At 47.8% G+C, this 23,163-nt stretch carries 19 protein-coding genes, 2 rRNA genes and 1 riboswitch (1 of these 22 only partly in view); of the genes, 4 read left to right on the top strand and 17 right to left on the bottom strand.

The annotated features are described in order from the left end of the window. Window positions 1-25: 25 nt before the first annotated feature. From opp4B to ACM1ND_RS01815, 4 genes are all read right to left on the bottom strand, one after another. The gene (gene opp4B, locus ACM1ND_RS01830; protein WP_023986675.1) at window positions 26-994 is read right to left on the bottom strand and encodes an oligopeptide ABC transporter permease; all 969 of its coding nucleotides are present in this window, start codon (window positions 992-994) and stop codon (window positions 26-28) included. Window positions 995-1,007: 13 nt separating this feature from the next. Next, complete coding sequence (locus tag ACM1ND_RS01825) at window positions 1,008-1,934, bottom strand: ABC transporter ATP-binding protein (protein ID WP_028541233.1); 927 nt, start codon at window positions 1,932-1,934, stop codon at window positions 1,008-1,010. Further along, entirely contained in the window at window positions 1,912-2,943 is a 1,032-nt protein-coding gene (locus tag ACM1ND_RS01820) for an ABC transporter ATP-binding protein (RefSeq protein WP_028541234.1), read from the bottom strand. The genes ACM1ND_RS01825 and ACM1ND_RS01820 overlap by 23 nt, the downstream gene beginning before the upstream one ends. A gap of 325 nt (window positions 2,944-3,268) precedes the next feature. After that, window positions 3,269-4,858, bottom strand: coding sequence for a DUF6359 domain-containing protein (locus tag ACM1ND_RS01815; RefSeq protein WP_028541235.1), 1,590 nt, complete (start codon window positions 4,856-4,858; stop codon window positions 3,269-3,271). Window positions 4,859-5,072: 214 nt separating this feature from the next. After that, window positions 5,073-5,188, top strand: a riboswitch (glycine riboswitch). A 211-nt stretch (window positions 5,189-5,399) separates the two neighbouring features. On the opposite strand from ACM1ND_RS01815, the gene sdaAB reads away from it, so the two are divergent. Together sdaAB and sdaAA are read left to right on the top strand one after the other, a co-directional pair. Beyond that, window positions 5,400-6,089 (top strand): L-serine ammonia-lyase, iron-sulfur-dependent subunit beta, encoded by a 690-nt coding sequence (sdaAB, locus tag ACM1ND_RS01810; RefSeq protein ID WP_013308430.1) that lies wholly within the window; start codon window positions 5,400-5,402, stop codon window positions 6,087-6,089. Continuing rightward, a complete protein-coding gene (gene sdaAA / locus ACM1ND_RS01805) occupies window positions 6,079-6,978 on the top strand; it encodes an L-serine ammonia-lyase, iron-sulfur-dependent, subunit alpha (protein WP_013308429.1) in 900 nt (299 codons plus the stop codon). The genes sdaAB and sdaAA overlap by 11 nt, the downstream gene beginning before the upstream one ends. A 70-nt stretch (window positions 6,979-7,048) precedes the next feature. On the opposite strand, the gene ACM1ND_RS01800 is transcribed toward sdaAA, so the two are convergent. From ACM1ND_RS01800 to ACM1ND_RS01775, 6 genes are all read right to left on the bottom strand, one after another. Beyond that, window positions 7,049-9,385 carry an Ig-like domain-containing protein gene (locus ACM1ND_RS01800; protein ID WP_418026968.1) on the bottom strand — a complete coding sequence of 779 codons (2,337 nt, stop codon included), beginning with the start codon at window positions 9,383-9,385 and terminating at the stop codon, window positions 7,049-7,051. Window positions 9,386-9,600: 215 nt separating this feature from the next. After that, window positions 9,601-10,761 carry a serine hydrolase domain-containing protein gene (locus ACM1ND_RS01795; RefSeq protein ID WP_068941005.1) on the bottom strand — a complete coding sequence of 387 codons (1,161 nt, stop codon included), beginning with the start codon at window positions 10,759-10,761 and terminating at the stop codon, window positions 9,601-9,603. 164 nt (window positions 10,762-10,925) lie between these two features. Continuing rightward, window positions 10,926-11,387, bottom strand: coding sequence for a pyridoxamine 5'-phosphate oxidase family protein (locus ACM1ND_RS01790; RefSeq protein WP_068941003.1), 462 nt, complete (start codon window positions 11,385-11,387; stop codon window positions 10,926-10,928). 71 nt (window positions 11,388-11,458) lie between these two features. Continuing rightward, a complete protein-coding gene (locus ACM1ND_RS01785; RefSeq protein ID WP_053324466.1) occupies window positions 11,459-11,683 on the bottom strand; it encodes a non-oxidative hydroxyarylic acid decarboxylases subunit D in 225 nt (74 codons plus the stop codon). A gap of 41 nt (window positions 11,684-11,724) precedes the next feature. Next, a complete protein-coding gene (locus ACM1ND_RS01780) occupies window positions 11,725-13,143 on the bottom strand; it encodes a non-oxidative hydroxyarylic acid decarboxylases subunit C (protein ID WP_068941001.1) in 1,419 nt (472 codons plus the stop codon). Between the two features lie 28 nt (window positions 13,144-13,171). Next, window positions 13,172-13,762 (bottom strand): flavin prenyltransferase UbiX, encoded by a 591-nt coding sequence (locus tag ACM1ND_RS01775; RefSeq protein WP_023986667.1) that lies wholly within the window; start codon window positions 13,760-13,762, stop codon window positions 13,172-13,174. 160 nt (window positions 13,763-13,922) lie between these two features. Between ACM1ND_RS01775 and ACM1ND_RS01770 the strand changes: the two genes are divergently transcribed. Continuing rightward, on the top strand, window positions 13,923-14,828 hold the full coding sequence (locus tag ACM1ND_RS01770) for a LysR family transcriptional regulator (RefSeq protein ID WP_053324464.1): 906 nt from the start codon (window positions 13,923-13,925) through the stop codon (window positions 14,826-14,828). Window positions 14,829-14,900: 72 nt separating this feature from the next. Here ACM1ND_RS01770 and ACM1ND_RS01765 read toward each other — a convergent pair whose 3' ends face one another. The 5 genes from ACM1ND_RS01765 to ACM1ND_RS01745 all read right to left on the bottom strand — a co-directional run bounded on the left by ACM1ND_RS01765 (window position 14,901) and on the right by ACM1ND_RS01745 (window position 21,182). Then, window positions 14,901-16,085 (bottom strand): response regulator, encoded by a 1,185-nt coding sequence (locus tag ACM1ND_RS01765; RefSeq protein WP_068940999.1) that lies wholly within the window; start codon window positions 16,083-16,085, stop codon window positions 14,901-14,903. After that, window positions 16,066-17,862 (bottom strand): histidine kinase, encoded by a 1,797-nt coding sequence (locus ACM1ND_RS01760; RefSeq protein ID WP_418026967.1) that lies wholly within the window; start codon window positions 17,860-17,862, stop codon window positions 16,066-16,068. The genes ACM1ND_RS01765 and ACM1ND_RS01760 overlap by 20 nt, the downstream gene beginning before the upstream one ends. Window positions 17,863-17,892: 30 nt before the next feature. Further along, on the bottom strand, window positions 17,893-18,726 hold the full coding sequence (locus ACM1ND_RS01755; RefSeq protein WP_013308419.1) for a carbohydrate ABC transporter permease: 834 nt from the start codon (window positions 18,724-18,726) through the stop codon (window positions 17,893-17,895). A gap of 5 nt (window positions 18,727-18,731) precedes the next feature. Then, entirely contained in the window at window positions 18,732-19,622 is an 891-nt protein-coding gene (locus ACM1ND_RS01750) for a carbohydrate ABC transporter permease (protein ID WP_418026966.1), read from the bottom strand. A gap of 228 nt (window positions 19,623-19,850) precedes the next feature. Further along, window positions 19,851-21,182, bottom strand: coding sequence for an extracellular solute-binding protein (locus ACM1ND_RS01745; protein ID WP_418026965.1), 1,332 nt, complete (start codon window positions 21,180-21,182; stop codon window positions 19,851-19,853). Window positions 21,183-21,476: 294 nt separating this feature from the next. On the opposite strand from ACM1ND_RS01745, the gene ACM1ND_RS01740 reads away from it, so the two are divergent. Continuing rightward, window positions 21,477-21,635 (top strand): hypothetical protein, encoded by a 159-nt coding sequence (locus ACM1ND_RS01740; RefSeq protein WP_179085475.1) that lies wholly within the window; start codon window positions 21,477-21,479, stop codon window positions 21,633-21,635. A 179-nt stretch (window positions 21,636-21,814) separates the two neighbouring features. Here the strand turns inward: ACM1ND_RS01740 and rrf are convergent. Both rrf and ACM1ND_RS01730 read right to left on the bottom strand, forming a co-directional pair. Further along, a 5S ribosomal RNA gene (gene rrf / locus ACM1ND_RS01735) occupies window positions 21,815-21,931 on the bottom strand. A gap of 151 nt (window positions 21,932-22,082) precedes the next feature. Next, window positions 22,083-23,163: ribosomal RNA gene (locus ACM1ND_RS01730) — 23S ribosomal RNA — on the bottom strand (it continues 1,844 nt past the right edge of the window).

Here is a 23,163-nt window from a genome sequence, read left to right as displayed (position 1 = left end):
CCCTCCCTTTCTCTAGACTTGTTCGCTATTCGATTCGAATGCGGGGATCAACTTTACTTAGGATGACATCAGATAAAAGGGTCCCTAATAGCGCCAAGAAGCCGGAGACCATGACCAGTGCGTTCACGACTGAAAAATCCCGTTGAGTGATGGACTGGAGAAATAATTGGCCTAACCCCGGATAACCGAAAATAGATTCAAGAAAAATATTGCCTGCAATTACTCCCGTTAGGTCATAGCCCAAAAAGGCAGCAATCGGCAATAGAGAGTTTTTGAAAATATGGCGGGAATAAATTTTACCTTCGGGCACCCCTTTGGAACGCGCTGTTTTCACAAAATCCTTCAGTCGTGTGTCAATGACCTCATTGCGCAAATACTGAATCGTAGCCGTTGTACTGAGCAATGCGCCTGTAACCGCCGGTAAAATGAGATGATACGACTTGTTCACGTAATATGACCATGTCCCCGGCTCCACGCCTACATCCACACTGCCGCTGGTTGGAAACCAGCCGAGCCTGAATCCGAATACGTACAGCAGCAACAACGCGAGTATAAATAGAGGTGTCGCAAAGCTGAGATAGGTATAGCCCACTACGGTTTTGTCCAGCAGACTATGCTGATAACGACCGCTGAGTACGCCGAGCGGAATGGCGATCAGATACGTCAGAACCAGAATTACTACGCCCAGAAAGAACGTGTTTCCCAGACGGCTGCCAATCAGATCGGTAACGCTAATTTTATGTACATAAGATTTGCCCAGATCCCCGTGAGCAAGCTGGACGAGCCAGTTCCCATACTGCACCCACACCGGGTCATTCAGTCCCAGTCTTTGTCGCTGTTCTTCCAGTACGGCCGGATTCAGATTGGGTGTCGAAGTAATAAGTCCTGTCAGTGCATCCCCCGGCATAGCCTTAGCCAGGAAAAATATAAGCACGCTCAGTGCAAAAAGTTGAGGGATCATAACCAGCAGCCGACGCAGTGTAAATTTCCACATTTCTGTACCCCCCTTATGGTAGCGCGACTTGATGGGATGGACTTACTGATTTTAGTGCAAACGGCTTTCCACTCACGTCTAGATGTTTGGGCAGCTCTGTTTTGTAGGAGGATAAGAGCATTCGCCTTTTTTGGGCATTTTCCAGCCGTTTTGTAGGATCAATATTGGGAATGGTTGCAATGAGGCGCTGGGTATACAGATGCTGTGGACGCTCATAAATGTCTTGCTCGCTCCCCTGCTCCACTAGACGGCCTCGATACATAATACCGATTTGGTCGCACATATGACGGATAATACCCAAGTCATGACTGATGAACAAATACGTCAAATTAAATTCCCGTTGCACATCCTTCATAAAATTCAGCACCTGTGCCTGCACGGAAACGTCCAGTGCCGACACCGGCTCATCAGCAATGATCAGCTTGGGGTTTAATGTCAGCGCACGCGCGATCCCGATCCGTTGCCGTTGCCCCCCGGAAAATTCATGCGGATATTTGTAGGCTGCATCGGCGTTCAAGCCGACCTTTTCCAGCAACGTCTGTACTTTCCTCCGTTCCTCCTCACTGCTCAGCCTTTCAAAATTTCGCAGCGGTTCAGCAATGACATCCAATACGCGCTTGCGCGGGTTGAGCGAAGAGTAGGGGTCCTGAAAAATCATCTGAATGTCTCTACGCAGCGGATGACGGTTGTTACGGCTCAGAGCCGCAAGGTCCTTTCCCTTAAAAAGAATCCGTCCGCTCGTCAGCTTATTTAGACCGATGATCGTCCTGCCTGTCGTCGTTTTTCCACAGCCGGATTCTCCCACCAGCCCGTATGTCTGGCCTGCCTCAATGCTGATCGACACGCCATCCACTGCTTTCACCTGATCGATAACACGCTGGAAGAAACCACCGCGCACCGGATAGTGGACCCTCAAATCATTTAACTCCAGTAGTGCCATGAGCAGCTTCCCCCTTTGCCTCGTCTTCAAAATGAAAATGCTGGTAACATGTACAACGGACCCAATGTCCAGGGGAAATTTCATTTAGTTGGGGATGGTCTTCATGCACTCCCTGCTGAATCCAGGGAATACGCGGGGCAAAGCGACAGCTATTGCGGGGGATATCTTGTAATGAGGGAACAATGCCGCCGATGACATGCAGTGATTCCCCCTTGGTATGCGATCCCGGCATGGAAGCAAGCAAAGAACGCGTGTACGGATGCTGTGGATGCCTGAATAATTCAAAAACATCAGCGCTCTCCACGATTTCTCCGGCATACATGACCACCACACGGTCGGCTACTTCTGCCACAACACCAAGATCATGCGTAATCAAGATAATTCCGCTCCCACTCTCCTGTTGAAGCTGTTTGAGCAAGTCGAGAATTTGCGATTGGATCGTTACATCGAGCGCAGTAGTTGGTTCATCTGCGATAATAAGAGAAGGTCGGCAAGCTATGGCAATCGCGATCATCACACGCTGACGCATCCCTCCTGACAGTTCATGCGGATACTGCTCATACACACGCACAGGATTCGGTATATCTACGCTTTCCAGCAGCTCCAGCACACGTTCCCTTTTTTGCTTCGTAGATAGTGACGTATGATAATCAAGATTTTCCTCAATCTGCTTACCAATGCTCATTAACGGGTTGAGTGCTGTCAGCGGGTCCTGAAAGATCATGCCAATGCCCGCTCCGCGGATTTTATTCATTTGCCCTGAAGAAAGACGGTTCAGGTCCGTGCCTTTAAAAAGGACCTCTCCCTCTACACGCGTGCGTTCCATGTCATGCAGTTGTGCGATCGAAAGCGCCAGCGCGCTTTTGCCACAGCCGGATTCTCCGACTACAGCCAGCACTTCATTGGGGTTGACCGTCAGATCCAGATGGTCGACTGCGGGGTGATATTGATCATTGATGCGAAAAGATACGGATAATCCTTTAATTTCCAACACAGGTCCGGTATTCAATGCGCGCTTCCTCCATTCTCCATGGTCTTGTCCCGCTTATTCTCACCATGTTTGATGTTTAAAACCTCTCATGAACATTACATACCGTTTTTGTCGGAATAATTTGAATACATCCTATCACCAGTATATGGATATATCAATTAAGATTATGCTATCAACATCATTTAAAAAATCAATGATCCAGCAGTAGCGCGGTCTTTCTGGCACAAAATGTAATGAAATAACCAACCACAGGTTAATTTTCATCACAAAAAAAGTCGCCTGATCCCTCTGCAGGGATCAAACGACTAACTAATACCAGCTCACATTGAGCTTCTGGCGATAATTACGAAGCCGCTCCATAGGAGCCAGACTTGAACGTTCTAGGATCGTACCATTTGTAGCCTGCTGCTGGAGCAGACCAAGGCTCAGGCTGCGGTTCTGTGGAAGCCGCAGGCTCCTCAAATGGCAGAAGCTTCGTTGGCTGATCCAGAGTCAAACCTGCCACATCAGACAATTTCGTGTAGTCCTGCTTCCATGCAAGCCATTGAACCGTCTGCACCAGGAAGGTGGAATCATCCACTTCTTTAAAACCATCATATGTCTTCTTCGACTGTCCGTTTTCCTCACGCACATATTTCGGTGTAGCATCTTCTACAGGGGAAGAATCACCGATGAACGCTGCCTTGCCTTGACCTACCTTGGAGATAGCGGCATAAGGTCCTTCCGCACGGCCCCCGCCGTTATAAACTCCCTGGTCTACCGCATTACCCCATTTTTTCGTGCCTGAAGGGATATAAGCAATGCCTTTAGCCTTGGTAGGATCAATAATAGCCAGCGTAGATCCTGCATGCATTGCAATCGAGCGCACACCCTTGGTAATGCCGAAAGATTGATCTGCGGCTACAATTTCGGTAGCATTCACATCACCCAGCGCATTGTAACGGAAACGAACGCCAAAGTTGGCCGCCAGCCAATCGGAGCTTGTTAATCCTTGCATCGCCGGTGATGCAGCTTCTTCTGCAGTCATGCCCTTGGCCGGATTAGTATAGGCTCCACGACGGTAACCATTCATAACCTCGGAGGAATCCCAACGGTTTTTGTTACGGTCCGCATTATAATGATCGGAGATGAAGAAGACGCTCCCCCCGCTATTCACGTATTGCAGCAGGGCAGCCTGCTCGGATGCCTTAAAGGCAACATTCGCTTCACCAATAATGAACACATCATATTGGCGCAGCTTGTCATATGTTATGGCCTGCTCTCCATAAGTAAAAGGAATGGGACGATTCAATTGGTCTACCGTAAAGCCTACATTACGCAGTCCATTGGCAAAGTCGGAGAAGGCGCCTTCAATGACCCAATCTGCTGCACCAGCGGTCTGTGCGTGCGTATTATCGAACAGCACCTTTTTGCCTTTTCCATCCGGCAGTGTAGTACCGGGTTGACCCGGGTTGCCAGGTTCGCCTGGTTCCCCCGGCTCGCTTCCGCTCACCAGTTCAACAGCACTTGGACTTTTCACTCCACCAAAATTATTGTAGGCGCCGAGTGTACCCGTCACACGAATTTTGCTGCCGATCAGCTCAGGATGGCCTGATAGCCCATATTGCCCTCTGTACGCTGAAGTCAGCTGTACATCCAACAGATTAGACGTATTACGTTCATTTGCCTGATCGGCAATCAGTACGTTAAAATCATTCGCGAACGGGGAAGAAAAGTTAGCCGTTTTCGATCCGGTAGCATGTCCGACGATGTAACCTTCCACCGTCACCGTACCTCCACTGCTTTGGCGCTGAAGTGCTTCGGCTACTGTCAATGCTCCCTCCGCCTTGACCTGACCGAATGGAACGAAGATCCCAATCAGCAGTGATACGATCGCTGCTAGATGCAACATCCCTTTTAAGCGTGAACCTGTGAATCGCAAGCCTTTTACCATACGTCAATATCCCTCCTATGATTTCCATAAATATACTTGTCCTTTATCAGATTAGCCGCCAATCTTCTAATTCCTTCCTGGTTTCATCCATAATTATGTAAATTTTAATCTTTTTTATTGGAAACGCACCTGTTTATGTAAAAATTAAACCTGTGATTGACACCGAGCACGGCATACATTACGCTAAGGAAGACATGTAGAACGGTATACGCGAATGAAGATGACGGGAGAGTCTGTCCAGGGAGCCTACACTCTGGCGGCACCGAAGGAGCAAGACGTCAGCACCCGGCTGACGGATAATCTCTCAGGTCCATGTATCGTCATCTGACGCAACTCTGGAGAGAGCGCAAGCCACCCAAGGGGTAAGGCGGTAAGAACACCGCACGAAACTCTCAGGTAACGAGGACAGAGATAAGGGAAACTTCCTTATCCTGTCCTTTTTTGTGCTCACATTGTGCGTCAGCATTAGGAACCGTCATAACCGCGCAAAGACGCGGAAATACCATATAGTATGGTATTAGAACATACAGGGGGCCACACCATGCGTTTCAAAGATGTATTTTCTATTATCGGTCCGGCCATGACCGGACCTTCCAGTTCACACACCGCAGGCGCGGTGCGGCTCGCACGCGTTGCCCGGCACTGGCTCGGGACGCAGCCTGACCGTGCCCGCATGACGCTGTACGGCTCCTTTGCCGACACGTATAAAGGACACGGTACAGACCTGGCGCTCATCGCAGGGCTGCTTAATTACGATACGGACGATCACCGGATTCCGGATGCCGAGCAATGGGCAGAGCAAGCCGGGATGGCCGTGGAATTCGCCGTCAGCGGACTCCCCGCGCCACATCCGAACACTGTCCGTTTCGAGCTGTGGAAGGGCGAGGATCAGCGCACACTGTTGGGCTCCTCCATCGGCGGCGGCAGCATCCATGTCCAGCAGCTCAACGAATTCCGGGTCAATCTGACCGGGGAGCTGCCTACGCTGGTGCTTCTCCACTCGGATAAGCCCGGTACATTGGGCGCGATAACTTCAGCGCTGGGCGCGGCCCACATTAACATTGCCTATATGCACGTAGATCGCAAAGGCCGGGATGGTGAAGCACTCACCGCCATTGAAACGGACAGTTCTGCTCCAGCTGAACTGATTGCGGAACTGCGTTCTTTACCTCATATGTATGAAATTAAGATGATTAATTTGAAAAAAGGAGCTGAATCCGATGCGGTTTAGCCATCTGCATGAAATCAGCGCTTTATGCGCTGAAGAATCCACCACAATTGGCCGTTTGATGATTCAAGAGCAGGTACAAGAGACGAATACAACGGAGGAAGAAATCTTTCGCCAAATGTCTGATTATTATGAAGTCATGAAGGAAGCCGTTCATCGCGGTCAGACACAAGACACCGTATCCCGCAGTGGATTGACGGGCGGTGACGGCAAGCGCCTAGCCGAGTATCTGCGGTCAGGGGAAACCTGCTCCGGCGATGCCTCCGCGCTGGCCATGGCTTATGCCCTCTCTGTGTCGGAGGTAAATGCATCCATGGGTCGTATTGTCGCCACGCCTACCGCAGGCTCATGTGGGGTTATCCCTGGTGTGTTCATCAGTGCGCAGGAGCGGTTCGGCTGGGATGATGAGCATATGGTGAACGGCCTGTTCGCCGCTGGAGCCATTGGCTACGTGATCGCCAACAACTCCTTCATTTCTGGCGCGGAGGGAGGCTGTCAGGCTGAGATTGGTTCAGCTATCGGGATGGCTGCTGGCGCTATGGTCGAGCTGCGTGGTGGTACGCCTGAACAGGCTGTTCACGCCGTGGGCCTCGCTCTTAAGAACACGCTCGGCCTGATTTGCGATCCCGTCGCCGGACTCGTGGAGATTCCGTGCATCGTGCGCAACGGGCTGGGAGCCGTGACTGCGCTTGCCGCAGCGGATATGGCTTTGGCGGGTGTGCGCAGCGCTATTCCGTCTGACGAAGTCATTGACGTGATGCTTGAAGTCGGCAGTGCGATGCCGTCGAAGCACCGCGAGACCGCCAAAGGCGGCTTGGCCCAGACGCCGACTGGCAAGCGTTTGACTGAATCACTTACACGCAACACACCGACCAAGAAGGATAAGTCATAATTTATAAGCGGTAGCCTCCTTAAAAAAAAGAGCAAGCATGTCGTCCTTGGACGTATGCTTGCTCTCTTTTTTACTGAACGGTTACCTGTATCTTCGTCATTTTACCTGCATATTTCACAGTAATTACTGCTTTGCCCTTGCCCTGTGCCTTAATGTTACCGTCTTTGACGGTCGCAACAACAATTCTGGACGAGGACCAGACAGCCGGTTTGGAAACATCCTTCTCCGACTCATCCTTATACGTGGCTGTAGCCGTAACCTTAGCCAGCTGTCCTGCCTTCAAATTCAAAGCAACTTCGTCTGTTTGCAGATATTTAAGCGTATCAACATCCACGGGTACACTGATTATCTTCCCGCCAAACTTCGCCTGAATGTTAGCTTTACCGTAGCTGACCGCGGTAACCTGACCCTTTTTAACAGTGGCTACCTTATAATTAGACGTTTTCCATTCAGCTTGGGTCGTAACGTCCTTTTCTTTACCATCACTCGATTTAACCACAATCGCGATGGTTTTTTGATCTCCGGATTTAAGTGACAACGCGATTGCATCCGCTTCAATCTTTTGCGCTACGTCCACTTCTACCGTAAACGTAATGTTTTGCTTGCCATATGAAGCAGTCACCGTTGCCTTACCGCTACCATTCGCTTTGATCAAACCTTCGCTAACTTCAACCACTTTTACATTGCTCGTTGTCCAGGTGGCGTCCTTGGTTACATCTGTTTTTGTACCGCCACTCTTAACTCCTGTTACTTTCAGCTGCTTCGTTTCCTGAGCACCAAGCGCAATTACACGCGAGTCTGTTTCCAGACGGTCTACAAGGCCTACTTGTACGTTAATCGTCAGTTTTTTGCCATTATAGGTCGCTGTAATAACCGCTTTACCAGCGGATTTACCCGTAATCGTTCCTTTGGACACAGAAGCAATATCTTCCGCGCTTGAAGCCCATTCTGCATCCTGTGTTACATCTTCCTTACGCCCATCCGCATAAGTAGCCGTCAAAGTTGCAGTATAGTCCTCATCAATATCAATCGTTGCCGTTTTGGAGGACAGAGACAGATCACCGGGTACATTTACGGATACCGTAGCTGTAACTGTTTTGCCACCATAAGAAGCGGTGATCGTAGCCTCACCTGTTTTATAACCCGTGACTTCTCCCGCACTGACAAAAGCGATATCTTCATTGCTGGACTTCCACTCTGCCTTACTTGTGATATCTTCTTCCGTACCTGTTACATACGTTGCGGTCAGCTTGAGCTTTTTGGATTCCTTGGCATTCAGGCTCAGCTTGTCCTCACTCAAATCCAAATATCTGGAGGTTTCGACATCTGTCTTGATCGAAACAGTCTTATCTCCATACTTAGCGGTCACCGTAGCCGAACCCGCTCCAATGGCCATAATCGTTCCCTTATTCACAGTCGCAATTTTTTCATCGCTTGATGTCCAAGTAGCTTTATCTGTGATATCCGTTACCGTCCCATCCGGATAAACGGCAGAAACTTGTATTTTTTTAGATTCATCCAGACGGAGAAAAATATTGGATTCGCTGGCTTTCAGCTTATTCGTTTGATCGACATCTACCGAAATCGTAGCGGACATCGTGCCATATTTACCTGTAATTGTCGCCTTTCCCGCGCTGTAGCCGGTAATGGTGCCTTTCAGTACATCCGCCACAGCTGCATTGCTGGAGCTCCATTCAGCGGACTCTGTTACGTCCTGTACCGATCCATCCGGGAACGTCGCCGTAAGTTTAACCTTCTCAGTATCCTTCAGCAAAAGAGAAACCTCTGATGAACTGACATCGAGACGTTTAACCTGCTCCACCTGCACAGCAATGGTTACGGTCTGTTGACCATATACGGCCTTAATATTGGCTGTACCTGCTCCCTGAGCGGTAACCAATCCGTTAACTACTGTGGCTACCTTTTGATTATCGGAGGTCCAAGTAGCATCACCCGAAACCTGAGCTGTTGTATTATCACTGTATGTCGCTGTCAAATCAACCTGTCCTGTACCGCTTGAACGCAAGTTCAGGCTTTGTACACTGGATGTCAGCGCCTTAACCTTTTTCGTTACATGTACCTGAACCGATTGCACCTTCTCTTTATAGGTCGCAACCACGGTGGCTTCCCCTTCAGCCTTGGCCGAAACTGTACCGTTATACACAGTAGCAATAGCTGTATTATCACTTTTCCAATCCGTGCTTACGGTTACATTCGAGGTTGTCCCATCGCTAAAAACAGCAGTAGCTGTCAACGCAGCCGTATCTCCCTGCTGCAAAGTTACCTCGTTAGAGGAAAGGACAATCTTGGAAAGCACCGCATCCGCAGCAGATGCAAACCCTGCATATGATGTAAAACTTGAAATCAGGATGACCAACGCCAGAAAACCGGACCATCTATTCTTCAAAATCTAATTCCCTCCCATTCCAAAACTTAAATTAAGGATTTCGCAAAATCCTTACACCTACGTTTTATGTCGTCATATGGAAAAGAATAGTTTAGGCTTCGAAGGAAATTTGGTCCTTATTAACTAGATCATTTCTGATAAAGATTAGACATTACAATTTGTGTAGCTTCAGAGCCATAGTGAAGAGTTTACCCAACAGACCCACAACCTCGCATTTACAAACAGCTATAAGCTGCTGCGCGAACTCTCAAATGATGGTATTCTTCCATATTAGGAGCCAGTTGGTGCATATAAACGACGGAGAATTGTTCGCTTGGATCTATAGAAACCCAAGTGCCTGCTACTCCCGTCCAGCCAAATTCTCCAATAGAACTATTTGCATGCCCAGCCGCTTTATCAATTAACGTGCGCACGCCCAGTCCGTAACCATAACCTGTATGATAAGAATTAGTAAAATCCAATAATTGATCTGTATTCAGATGATTGGTGCGCATTAAATCAATAGTTTTTCTCCCTAATAGCCTCACACCATCTACCATACCTCCATTCGACAGCATTTGTGAAAATGTAAGGTACTCCTTAACTGTCGAATACAGACCTGCGCCCCCACTTTCATATATAGCATCGGGCTGATGATATTCATCCAAGAAACCCTCTATTTTTTCTAGCTCTCCGGCGTCTGTTCGTTGGTAAAAGGAGGCCATTCGCGATTCAATATCTCCACGATATCGGTAACCTGTATTGTTCATTCCAAGCGGATCAAATATTTCATCCTTTAGGAATTGCCCTAATGATTTACCTGAAATCACTTCAATAAGACCTGCAACCAGGTCATGTCCATATCCATATAACCAGCGTGTTCCCGGCTCAAATGAAAGTGGAATCTCAGAAAGCGCTTTAATTTCTGTGCGCAGATCATATTTCCCCTGCTTTTCCTTTAACGTTCTAAGGACCTTTTGCATGGCCCGTCCTGTCTCTGAAGACTCGGAAGCATAGGGAAGACCCACACTCATATTGAATATATGCTTAATTAAAATGGGTTTCTCCGCCTTATCCACATAGGTGTATCCGTTAGGAGCGGTTTTGAATACATGCGCATTACGATATTCGGGAAAATATTCATACAAAGGCTCATTCAACAAAAATTGCCCGCGTTCGTACAGCATAAGTGCAGCCGCACAGACAACAACCTTTGTCATGGAAAACAAGCGATACACTGTATCCTCAGTGATTGGTTTTCGGGCTTCCAGATCAGCATATCCATGATACCCTTCATACAACACTTTACCATTCTGGGCAATGGCACAACCGCAACCTGCTGGCCCATTTGCTACGAAATGTTTCAATAGCTGATCTACTTTGTCAAAACGAGACATATTCATCCCTCCTATTTTTCCTTCAAAAGAAACAGGCTTCCCCTCGCGCTCTAATTTCCTGTTCCAACAAGCTCAGCGCGATCCCTTGTAAGCGCTTATTCCCCGCATTTATTTTAACGGTAAACTTGGTAAATACATAGATTATTTGTCATAATCAGATGGCTTTACATTAACAGCTCGGCCACCGTTTCCTTCCAACGATGGATCACCGATTCCGGTTCCTTGAGACGGACCGTGACACCCGTCAAGATATCCGCATATTGGGCCGAATCTTCTCTGGATGCAACAACATGAGCCGCAAATCGCTCACGTACATGCTTGGCTTCGGGCAAAGCAGGCAGATGTTCCAGCGACAACCGCACATAATGCGCCTTCCCCCCGGTAAACACCGCAAGCGTCGCCTTCCCGGTACGAATCATGTTGCCCGTCGTGGTCGTGCCTGGCCATAGTGCCAGACGCAAATTCCCCTCGTCCAGCGCTACAACTTCGCCCACACTAATCATCGCTATGTGCGGCCACTGATCTTCCGTGACCGTCAGCAGCATCATTGCTTCATGCTGCTTGTCCTCCAATACCTTACCGTCCAGTAGCGTGAACAGTTCCTTACCGATCCTTGGTGTCTGCATGAAGTATAATCCCCTTTACATTTGGCCTATAACTTCAAAGTACCATAATTTACGGCTACTTACGAACGACCCTATATCCGCTCTGGAATAGGAGGAACATGAGCAGCATTCGGAATATCTTTGGGGTTTACCTTGAACGCCGATTTATACTTTGCTGGATCAGTAATGCTATCCGGTTCTGAGGTCCGCCATGTGAACAGGCATACAGGGCACAACAAAACCTCCCAGGCGCCTTTAACTGGCGAGCGGGTAACAACCTCCGAACGATTAGATTCACAACGGGGACAAATATGCATCTGTCAGCACTCCTTTAATCTTTTTTTGTTTTTAAAAATATTCAACGAAGCATTTGGCTCAACTTTTTCTCCCATTCTGCTACACCCAACGGGGAATCGAGCGACTGCGAGTAATGTCCTCTAATATCCGGTGCTACAGGTGTCGTCGCATCCAATATCATTTTGTGCGTCATACCTGCCGGATCAGAGCCGGGGTCAAGCGGTAAAATAGACAAGCCAGGAACAATGACAGCATCATGCTTTGGATGAAGCTTGGTGGATAAAGCCCACATGACCTGCGGCAGATTGAACGGATCGACATCCTCATCCACCACAATGACCAGCTTGCAATACCCTAATCCATGCGGAGTCGTTAACGCACGCATTCCCACAGCCTTTGCAAAGCCGCCATACCGGGTTTTCGTGGAAATAATAGCGACCAGCCCATGCGTATACATGGCATTAACGGCTACGATTTCATTAGGAAAAGCATCCTTAAGCTGCTGAAACAACGGTACACTTGTATTCACACCGATCATATAATCCGTTTCCGTCCAAGGCATCCCGATGTACAGATGCTCAAAGATAGGCTGTTTGCGGTGATATACACGATTAATCTGAATGACTGGCATCGCGCGACCGCCGGAATAGTGACCTGTGAATTCACCGAATGGACCTTCATACTCACGTTCACCTGCTAACATTTCGCCTTCCAAAATGACCTCAGCTCCCCAAGGCAGATCCAAATCTGCATCCTTCGCTTTGACCACACGGTAAGGCTCACCCTGAATGGCGCCCGCCATCTCATATTCGGATTGATCGTACAGCAGCGGCGTAGAAGCAGCCGTTGTAATCACAGGCTCACATCCGAGGGCAATAGCGACCTTCAGATTTTCGCCGCGCTCCTCAGCCTGACGGATATGGATCGCAATATCATGCTGTGGTACAGGCTGGATGCCCAAACGGTTCTTGCCTTTTACCTGCATCCGGTACAAACCGACATTTTGCTTACCGTAGGTGTCAGGGTCATCCAGATCGCGTGAAACTAGAATTGCTTTATCCAGATAAAACCCTCCGTCCCCCTGATTCAAACGAAACAACGGCAAAATATCAAACAAATTAATATCCTCTGTAATCTCGACTTCATGAAAAGGAGCGGTTTCTTCCCGCTTCACGAGCACCGGAAATTGTTCATAGCGTCTGGCAAATTCAAAAAACTGCTCCTTGAGCGGCGTGTTTTTGGGCATTCCCATCATGAGGGCATGATTGGGCCAGGAGCCCATCACATTCATTGCAATACGAGCATCCGTATATCCATAGATGTTGTTGAAAAAGAGAGCAGGCGTCTTATCTCCAAGATTGTTTAATGCTCTGTTAGCTGCTGCGAGGTCCGGCTCCGGCTTTACCTTATCGCTGATCGTGAGTAATTGTCCCTCCTTTTCCAAGGTGTGTAGAAAATCGCGAAAGTCTTTATAAGCCATTGTTCATTCTCCTTCGTCTTTCGATTTCTCAATTCTGGTGCAGCCTGGAGTCATTCTGCTTCATTCCATCCCAGCGTTTGGCTGCGGTTGTGACAATACCGAACTGATCCAATGCACGAAAAACAATATGATCCACTAATTCCTCGATACTTGCAGGATGATTATAAAAGGCAGGCATCGGCGGCAGGATCATCACGCCCATACGTGACAGCTCCAGCATATTTTCCAGATGGATACTGCTTAATGGTGTTTCCCTGGTCATGAGCAGCAGCTTCTTTCGCTCCTTCAGCATCACATCCGCTGATCGGGTAAGCAGGTTGTCCGCCATACCTATACGAATAGAGGCAAGGGTCTTCATGCTGCAAGGAGCGACGACCATGCCGTCTACTCGAAAGGAGCCGCTGGAAATACGCGCAGCCTGATCCTTATACGAGTAGACTGCATCCGCCATTGCCTCCACTTCCTTCACCGTGTAGCCTGTCTCATAGGGAATGTTCGCAATAGCCCACGGGGATAGCACCAGATGGCTTTGGACTCCAGCCTCTCGTAATTGTTGTAATATACGGATACCAAAGATCGACCCTGTCGCTCCCGATATTCCTACAATGATTTTCTTCATATGTCCCCTCCTTCCATCCCATCGTTTTATGTTCACCCATGCATTACTGTCAAAAATTATACGCTTGTTCCTTGCACACGAAAAATATATATAATATATGGAATACATACTTTAAAAGTATTCAAGTTGAAGCATTGTTTAGAAATGAGGAGGAATCCCAATGGACATGAAGCATCTGCATTACTTTTGCGTCATCGTGGAGGAAGGGCAAATCACCAAGGCCGCCAGAACGCTCAACATGGCCCAGCCTCCGCTGAGTCAACAACTCAAAAATATGGAGGACGAGCTTGGCGTAAAGCTGATTTACCGTGAAGGAAAGAAGTGGGAGGTAACCGAGGCCGGATATACACTGTATACACGCGCCAAGCGATTATTGGCTGAAATGGAGGACACCTGTAGAGAAATTGGGGAGTTTGAAAACAAAGTAACTGGTACACTTTCCATAGGCACGTCATCCGCCTGTATGTCTCTGATTACTGAACAACTCAGCCGCTTTCATCAGGATTTTCCAGAGGTATACGTTAAAATAGGACACGGAGACACACATCATCTGGAAGAACTGCTGCACCAAAATAAAGTGGATCTGGCCCTGCTGCTGCTTCCGGTAGATGACAAATCGTACCATACGATTGAACTGGAGGGAGTTTCTTTTGTTGCGGTTCTTCCGTGTGAATGGGCAGATCGCCATCCCAGTGGGGAAATTACCTTACAGGAAGCTGCCAGCTATGACCTCTTGTTGGGACGTCGAACAGAAGGACACGGACTATACGAAACCGTCATCCGCAAATTTCAGGAACACCATCTTATTCCGCACGTCGTACTGGACTGTCCAGAAATATCGACCATTCTCTCGCTCGTTTCCACAGGCATGGGAATTACCATTATTCCAGACGCTGGCTTGGGACAAGAATACGGGGACAGATTTCGCACACTCTCCATTAAGGAGCCATTCCCCTTCACACAGCCTGCCGTCGTATGGCGCAAGGATCGTTATTTATCCAATGCAGCTCGCAAATTTGTTGAACTGCTACAAGCTGGAGACACGAAAAAGACTGTTCCCGAGTAGATGCTCCACCGCTCTACTCCTGAAACAGTCTGATGCTTGAAAAACTTCCTTCATTCGGTCGTTGATACCGCCTTATTTGACTCCCTGATGTCGATACTCGGTTGGAGTCATTCCACATTTGCGCCGGAATACCTGTGTAAAATGCCTCATATCCTGATAACCGATCCGCTCTGAAATATCAGCCAGCCGCAGATGAGGATCACTGAGCAGCCGCTTCGCCTCCTCCATACGCAAGCAAATGACGTAATCCTTGTAGCCTTGTCCCGTCTTTTGCTTGAATAACTGGCTGAAATACACCGGATTCAAAAATACGATTGAAGCCACCTTCTCCAGCGACAGCTCCTCTGTAAAGTGAGCCCGAATGTATTGCAATGCCACATCTACCGTATGCATGCCTTTGCGGAGACATTCTCCTGTATCCGCTGCTGCGGCTGCAATCTCCTCTGGCGTACGTCTTAGTCGCGCCACCTCTTCAGGTATGGAGGCAAAATTGTGATGAACACCCGAACGTGTAATTTGTAGGGGCACCTTCACATAACGCTTCAAATGGGATTCGAGCAACGTCTCTAGCCGTGCGGCCTCTGCCTCATCTCTTACCCTTGCAATGCCCAGCAGACTATGGCGGTCTAGACTGACGACAAAGCCGCTGCCTCCTGCCTCAATGAGCTCGGACAGTACATTTTCAATCATAAAATGCTCCAGATGTGTCTGCTTGTGATCAGGTTCCATGCGAACCATGAAGAGATGGAATTCCGGATAATTTTCGACAAAAGGCTGTATATCCAGCTTGCCCGTATCCAGTCCAAGGGCATAGCGTTGGAAAACGGCTTCACGCAAATAAACCATATTGGATTTGAGAAGCCTACCCTCGTTCGCCTGCTGCGAGGCCACAAGCGCTTCGGCTGCCAGTATTTCAATGCATTCCAGCAGCTTTCTTTTACCAATCGGCTTTAACAGGTAGTCTTTGGCACCCAGCTTTACTGCTCTTTGTGCATAATGGAAGTCGGAATGGGCCGAAATGACAACCCACTGCAGATGAGGATGCTTTCGCTTAGAAATACGCATGAATTCCAGACCATCCATACCGGGCATCAGGATATCAGTTAATACAATATCTACAGGATGCTCCGCCAGAATGCCTGCTGCCTCCTCGGTGGAAGCAGCGAGATGAATGCCGCAGGTTGGTAGAGCTTGGCCAATGGTACGCCGAATCCCCTGCCGAATCATATTTTCATCGTCAGCTATCAGAATATTCATGTTTCTCCTCCTTCTGTGGCAGAGGCACACTTACAGTGGCTGTTGTTCCGGCCCCAGGTGCGCTAGAGATCCGTAGGCCGTACTCTTCTCCGAACATGTGCCGTAGCCGTAAATTTAGGTTTTGCAGGCCGATGCCTCCCGCCTGCCCGCTGCCCGCCTGTTTGCCGGGTTCTGCCAAAGCGACCTGGACCACCTCCCATCGTTCGTACTCCATCCCTGCACCGTTGTCGATGATGTGCAGGCTCAATACACCGCCATATTCCTCCGCTCTGACGAGCAGCTTGCCACCTGTATCCGCATGAAGAGGCTCCAGTCCGTGCTTCACTGCATTTTCAATCAATGGCTGTAAGGTCATTTTCGGCAGGCGGATATCCATCCATCGTTCATCAATGCTAATGTCTACAGATACCCTACCCTCCAGCCGAGTTTGAATAATGGTGAGATAGTGCCCAACCTGCTCCACTTCTTCACGAAGGCTTACATCGGCCCCCTCTTCCCAATGGCTGCTGTAACGGAACATATGGGATAAGGAGAGAACCACCTCTCCGAGCTGATCTTGTCCCTTTTCATCCAGCATCCAATAGATCATATCCAGCGTATTATACAGAAAATGTGGATTGACCTGCGTCTGTAGCGCGTGCAGCTCCGCATTTTTTTCACTGACCGATGATATACGCACCAGCTCGATTAGCTCTGCAATCCGTCTTACCATATGGTTAAAAGAGGTAGCTAGTTGATTGATTTCTTCATAGGATTTGGTGTTTACCGTATGACGGAAATTTCCTGTCTCTACCCGCTTCATTTCCCGAATGACTCGCTTGAGTGGAAGGGAAATGCCTCTGGAGACGATAGATGCAATTAACGCCGACACAATAATAAGTATAGGTGCCACGATAAATAAGTACCTTTGATTTTGCACCAACTCCACGTTCAGATCCTCACTAGGTGTCACACTAATCACAGACCAGTCGGCAAACGGCAACTTGGAAGCGATTACAACTTTTTCATTACTTCGATTTACAATAACATCCTCCTCCGGTACCTGCTGCTCTAGATTTTGCAAATCCGGTGGCGGATCAGAGGAAGTGGCCGACACAATTCGATTTTCATGACCTAACAAATATACCTGACTATTGGTGCCCAGCCGCAAATTGTGGAGAGCGGACAAAACAGAACGCGGCTCAGCCTCAAACAGGACAATACCAATCGGCTTGTGCTCATCCAGATCATAGAGCTGCCGTCCAAACGCAAACACGGGTCTGGTTTCCACCTGATCAATGACAGAATGAGGATACACGCCCAGCCATGCAATTTTGCCCGCCGACTTTCGAATTTCCTTATACCATTCCGTATGTTCGTAATGAGTATCAATGACATTCATATAATTGCCATAGTTATATACCTTGCCTGTGTCTGTGATGACATGGATGCCAATCAGATCCTCACGCGAATAATAGATAGCGCCCAGAATATTCGTAATCGTACGTTCGTTGATGTAATTGACAGCAGGTAAATCACTACTATCCGTCGTCAACAGACGAACCAAATCCATATTGTTGCTGATCGATTTGGAGAGACTGTTATAGCTGCCGAGTAGCAATTCGAACAGGCCTGCCGTCTGGGATACATTTTTACGCGCCAGCTCGCTGACCTTATCATGGAACTGCACCGTAGTACGGTTGTAAAATAATAGACTGACCGCCAGCACAATGCCGGACATGCTCAACAGGAACAGAACAAACAAGCGGTATTGAATGGATTGAAAACGGCGCAGCATACCCCCGTGCGCTCCTTTCGCATCGGCCGCCTATCCTTTAACCGCTCCCGCAACCATGCCCTTGGTGATATTTTCGGACAGAACAAAATAAATAATAATGACCGGTAAGGCACCCATGACTAGAAAAGCACCAATATTACCGTAGTTCACAGAATACTGGCTGACGAACGTATATACGCCGAAAGGGAGAGTTTTGAGCTTCTCGGACGAGATAAAGGTGGCAGCCATAATGTATTCATTCCAGATGTTAATGAAAGTTAAAATACATACCGTCATGATAGGCGGAATCGAGATGGGTAAGATTACACTGCGGAAAATACGATAAATGCTTGCTCCGTCAATGTAAGCGGATTCTTCAATTTCGTGGGGAATGGACCGCATAAAGCCGGATAGGATGAAGACCGCAATCGGTGTCTGAAAAGCAATGTAGGGTAAAATCAGTGAGAAATACGTATTCAGAATATGGACGTTTTTAAACATCACCATCAGCGGCAGCAGCGTAGCTTGCATCGGGATCATCATCCCGATCAGAAACAAAGTCAGCACAACAGCCCCGAAGCGCCAACGAAAACGTGTAATCGCATAAGCAGTCATTGAGCTTAACAAAATGACGAAAATCATCGTAACCCCAGTCACCAGTACACTGTTTCCTAAATAACGCAAGTAGCTCCCTGATTCATAGGCTTCCTGATAGTTGTGCCACTGGGGCACTTGAGGGAGTGCAAAGAAGCTTGAGCTCAATATCTCTTCATTCGTCTTCAACGAATAGGTCAGCAGCCAAAAGAGTGGATACAGCTGCGTGACAATTAAGATTGCCAATAAGGAAAAGACTCCCGTTTTTTTTAAGGCATTCAACAGTTCCATCTCCTTTAGCTTACCTTATTTTCGATTCGTTTGAAAACAAAATTTATCACAATTGTAAATGACAAGCAAATCACTACGAGAATTGAAGCTAATGCGCTGCCATATCCGTATTTCATCGATAAAAAGGACATATTGTACATATACGTAGATACTGTATCCGTTGCATGAGCTGGTCCTCCACCCGTCATCACCCAGATCAAATCAAACGATTGCAGGGAGCCGATAAATGCTAATACAATTGATATCTTGAAAATAGGTACAATGAGCGGCAGCGTAATATAGCGGTCTGCTTTGAATCCTTCAGCTCCATCAATTTTGGCTGCTTCGTACAGCTCATTCGGTATATTTTGTACACCGGTAAACTGGATAAGTAAATGATAGCCAAAATACTGCCACAACGATACAAAATAGAGGGCGTACATCGCTATCTGCGGTTCCGTCAGCCATGAGCGCGTCCAGCTTTCCAACCCAATCGCCAGCAAAATACCGTTCAGCATTCCACCCATCGAAGCTGGATTATAGATCGTCTTCCACAGCTGCCCGATAATGACCACCGATAGAATAACCGGCAGAAAATACATCGTAACCAGCGTATTGGCCTTACGCACATAACGATTAAGCAAGATCGCCAGCAACAGACAAAACGGAATTTCCAGCATGGAAAACACAGCGAACATCATAGTCCGTTTCACGGACGGCCAGAACACTGAATCTGCTGTAAAAATCCGTTCAAAATTAGCCAGCCCCACGAACTTTGCCTCGGCGATTCCGTTCCAATCCAGCAATCCGCAATACACCGACACCAGAATCGGAACAAATACCATACTGGTATACAACAACAGGCAGGGTAGCACGAAAACGGCAATGGTACGTGCTGGCACCTTCAGTACATTCATGCTCTAATCTCCTTTGTGTTGATTCTGAACATCTTCTGAGGATGCACAACCTACATGATTTCCAATCAGGGAAGGAGCACTCTGCCCCCTCCCTAGTGTCAGCTACTTCAGGATTTTGCAAAATTCGATTCCAGTCGCTCCAAAGTGCAATATCTAGACGAACTAGGCCATTTCGATCTATATATTGTTCATTGGGAGTCGCTTATTGGATTTTTGCAAAATCCTCACTTATTTATTCGCTTCAAAAGTGTTCTGATGTTCCTTGGCAACTTGTGCAGAGTCTTCCTTTTGCACGAACAGGTTTTGAATGCTACTCAGATGTGCCTGCGCAATAGCCGGATTCATCGTATTATCAAAAGCGAGATCGCCCCCTTTTACATTCTTGAACAGCTCATTAAGACTAATCGCTAACTCGGAGTAGCCCGCTTCCTTCAGATCACCTTTCATTTTCTGACCACTGCCAATCGCATTTTTCAGATCAAACTGAATTTTGGGCATCTCCTTAATAAAATAGTGCAGAAAATCCTTCGTCTCCTGTAAATGTTCACTGTTCGCAGATACCGCAAATGCGCTGCCCGGCGCAATTACATACTCATTCACATCACCCTTGCCATTCACCGTAGGGAATTGAAACGCTCCTACCTTACCTGCTACCGAAGAAGCATCAATTGACCCCGTTTCCCATGTACCCATGATATACATCGCGGCTTTTCCTGTTTTAAAAATATTACCACCTGCATTGTAGTCAATAGATGTAGCTCCATCCGGGAAAGCTCCTGCCTGCACCAATTCCTGAAATGCATCCACCGCTTCCACAAAAGCTGGGTCGTTAAACGTCTTTCTACCGTCCAGTACATCATTGAGAAAATTCGGCCCTTCATTTGTACGCAACAAAATATTCATAAAAAGGAGGGAACCCGTCCATGAATCCTTTTCCCCAATGGCAATCGGAGTAATTCCCTTCGCCTTCAACGTCTTGACCGTCGTAATCAGCTCGTCAAAGGTGGTTGGCAACTTCTGAATTCCCGCCTGCTTGAACAGTTCTTTATTGTAAAACACCACTTCTATATTGTTACCGTCCGGAAAAGCATAGAGCTTATCGTCGAAGCTATAGTAATTAAGAAGTCCATTCTGAAACGTATCTTTTAACCCCTCTTTATCAGCCACATCGTTTAATGGAGCCAGCAGCCCAGCATCTACGAATGGCTTCATCTGTGCAGCCGGGTTTACAATCGTGATATCAGGTACTTCCTTCGCCGCTGCCTGTGTTTTCAGCTTAAGCTTTTGTTGATCTGTATTTAGCGAATCCAATTCAATTTTGACATGAGGATGATCCTGCTCGTATTGACCTACAATTTGCTTAATCATTTTGTACGAAGGGGTGCTCGGATCAGGATTAATGTTCTGAAAGGTAATCGTAACATCTTTCGTTGCGGTGCCTCTGCTCGGTTCTCCTGAATTTCCCGGACTTGCGCTTTGTCCGTTATTACAAGCTGCCAGCGTCAATGCCAAGGCGCTCGCCATCACAATGGCAAACGCTTTCATTTTTGTTCTGCTCATGGTCTTTTTCCTCCTCTTGTTGAAGCATTGCGCAATTTGCCCTCCTTATTGGTGGACACTCAATGCCCGCTTGTTCTTTTCATTATGTTCCATAGAAAAGACGTGAACAATGCGTGAACTTAAGGAGAAGGGTTTGTTTTTTCAAGCCCTCATTTGCGTGCTTCAAAATTCATTCATATCATAACTTGCAATTTATCTAGAACACAGGCATAATATGAATAAGATCATAGTTTGATAATGATTATCATTATTAAATGATAAATACACATAGACTTTAAAGGAGGCAGGACCGCAGTGAAAGAAACTTTTAATAAAACCTCCCTGCATATTGATGATTATTTGGATCTTCTCAATCTTGCCGTACAAGTCGGAGATACAAAGTGGCAAAAAGAAATTACCCGTAAACTTCAAGCCTTGAGTGTCCTTCAGACAGAACAGGTTGAAATAGATTAACTTCCCCAGTTAATACTGTCCTCAGTTAAAAATGCTGACTAGGCACCACTATACAAAGGACAACCAGAATACCATAAAACTTTTGACCGAATCCACGATAATGGTCTTTCATGTGAATGATAAATGAATCGGTTATAGGAAAAAGAGCACAGCCCGTTAAGGCTGTGCTCTTTTATCTTGCTTGGCGACGTCCTACTCTCCCAGGACCCTGCGGTCCAAGTACCATCGGCGCTGGAGGGCTTAACGGTCGTGTTCGGGATGGGTACGTGTGGAACCCCTCCGCTATCGCCACCAAACATGAATTTACATCGTAAATTCTTCCGTATGGTTATTCGGTTCATCACTTATCGTGTGAATGAATAGCCATGCGCTTATCATATGTCACTTGTACATACTTTCAAGGTTACACCCTGAAAACTGGATCCGAAACTTATTTGCGTTTTATTTTAGGATAAGCCCTCGACCGATTAGTATTGGTCAGCTCCATGCATTACTGCACTTCCACCCCCAACCTATCTACCTCGTCGTCTTCAAGGGGTCTTACATACTGGGAAATCTCATCTTGAGGGGGGCTTCACGCTTAGATGCTTTCAGCGCTTATCCCTTCCGTACATAGCTACCCAGCGGTGCTCCTGGCGGAACAACTGGTACACCAGCGGTACGTCCATCCCGGTCCTCTCGTACTAAGGACAGCTCCTCTCAAATTTCCTACGCCCACGACAGATAGGGACCGAACTGTCTCACGACGTTCTGAACCCAGCTCGCGTACCGCTTTAATGGGCGAACAGCCCAACCCTTGGGACCTACTTCAGCCCCAGGATGCGATGAGCCGACATCGAGGTGCCAAACCTCCCCGTCGATGTGGACTCTTGGGGGAGATAAGCCTGTTATCCCCAGGGTAGCTTTTATCCGTTGAGCGATGGCCCTTCCATGCGGTACCACCGGATCACTAAGCCCGACTTTCGTCCCTGCTCGACTTGTAGGTCTCGCAGTCAAGCTCCCTTCTGCCTTTGCACTCTTCGAATGATTTCCAACCATTCTGAGGGAACCTTGGGGCGCCTCCGTTACTCTTTAGGAGGCGACCGCCCCAGTCAAACTGCCCACCTGACACTGTCCTCGCACCGGATCACGGTACCAAGTTAGAACCTAGATACGATCAGGGTGGTATCCCAAGGATGCCTCCCTTCAAGCTGGCGCTCAAAGTTCTACGGCTCCCACCTATCCTGTACAGATCGTACCCAAATTCAATATCAAGCTGCAGTAAAGCTCCATGGGGTCTTTCCGTCTTGTCGCGGGTAACCTGCATCTTCACAGGTATTAAAATTTCACCGGATCTCTCGTTGAGACAGCGCCCAAGTCGTTACGCCATTCGTGCGGGTCAGAATTTACCTGACAAGGAATTTCGCTACCTTAGGACCGTTATAGTTACGGCCGCCGTTTACTGGGGCTTCGGTTCATAGCTTCGCCCGAAGGCTTACCACTCCCCTTAACCTTCCAGCACCGGGCAGGCGTCAGCCCGTATACTTCG

This window comes from Paenibacillus sp. JJ1722 (assembly GCF_048282685.1).
GTDB classification, from domain to species: Bacteria; Bacillota; Bacilli; order Paenibacillales; family Paenibacillaceae; genus Paenibacillus; species Paenibacillus polymyxa_B.
The sequence above is the reverse complement of the archived record's forward strand: the minus strand, read 5'-3'. Positions and strand labels throughout refer to the sequence as shown.

Bases quoted from the DNA above. Each gene is read 5' to 3' on its own strand.
- ACM1ND_RS01745 (WP_418026965.1), bottom strand. From the start codon at position 21,182: ATGAGCAGAACAAAAATGAAAGCGTTTGCCATTGTGATGGCGAGCGCC.
- ACM1ND_RS01785 (WP_053324466.1), bottom strand. From the start codon at position 11,683: ATGCATATTTGTCCCCGTTGTGAATCTAATCGTTCGGAGGTTGTTACC.
- ACM1ND_RS01775 (WP_023986667.1), bottom strand. From the start codon at position 13,762: ATGAAGAAAATCATTGTAGGAATATCGGGAGCGACAGGGTCGATCTTT.
- ACM1ND_RS01825 (WP_028541233.1), bottom strand. From the start codon at position 1,934: ATGGCACTACTGGAGTTAAATGATTTGAGGGTCCACTATCCGGTGCGC.
- ACM1ND_RS01795 (WP_068941005.1), bottom strand. From the start codon at position 10,761: ATGTCTCGTTTTGACAAAGTAGATCAGCTATTGAAACATTTCGTAGCA.
- sdaAB (WP_013308430.1), top strand. From the start codon at position 5,400: ATGCGTTTCAAAGATGTATTTTCTATTATCGGTCCGGCCATGACCGGA.
- ACM1ND_RS01790 (WP_068941003.1), bottom strand. From the start codon at position 11,387: ATGCAGACACCAAGGATCGGTAAGGAACTGTTCACGCTACTGGACGGT.
- ACM1ND_RS01760 (WP_418026967.1), bottom strand. From the start codon at position 17,862: ATGCTGCGCCGTTTTCAATCCATTCAATACCGCTTGTTTGTTCTGTTC.
- ACM1ND_RS01765 (WP_068940999.1), bottom strand. From the start codon at position 16,085: ATGAATATTCTGATAGCTGACGATGAAAATATGATTCGGCAGGGGATT.
- ACM1ND_RS01750 (WP_418026966.1), bottom strand. From the start codon at position 19,622: ATGAATGTACTGAAGGTGCCAGCACGTACCATTGCCGTTTTCGTGCTA.
- ACM1ND_RS01755 (WP_013308419.1), bottom strand. From the start codon at position 18,726: ATGGAACTGTTGAATGCCTTAAAAAAAACGGGAGTCTTTTCCTTATTG.
- sdaAA (WP_013308429.1), top strand. From the start codon at position 6,079: ATGCGGTTTAGCCATCTGCATGAAATCAGCGCTTTATGCGCTGAAGAA.
- ACM1ND_RS01815 (WP_028541235.1), bottom strand. From the start codon at position 4,858: ATGGTAAAAGGCTTGCGATTCACAGGTTCACGCTTAAAAGGGATGTTG.
- ACM1ND_RS01780 (WP_068941001.1), bottom strand. From the start codon at position 13,143: ATGGCTTATAAAGACTTTCGCGATTTTCTACACACCTTGGAAAAGGAG.
- opp4B (WP_023986675.1), bottom strand. From the start codon at position 994: ATGTGGAAATTTACACTGCGTCGGCTGCTGGTTATGATCCCTCAACTT.
- ACM1ND_RS01770 (WP_053324464.1), top strand. From the start codon at position 13,923: ATGGACATGAAGCATCTGCATTACTTTTGCGTCATCGTGGAGGAAGGG.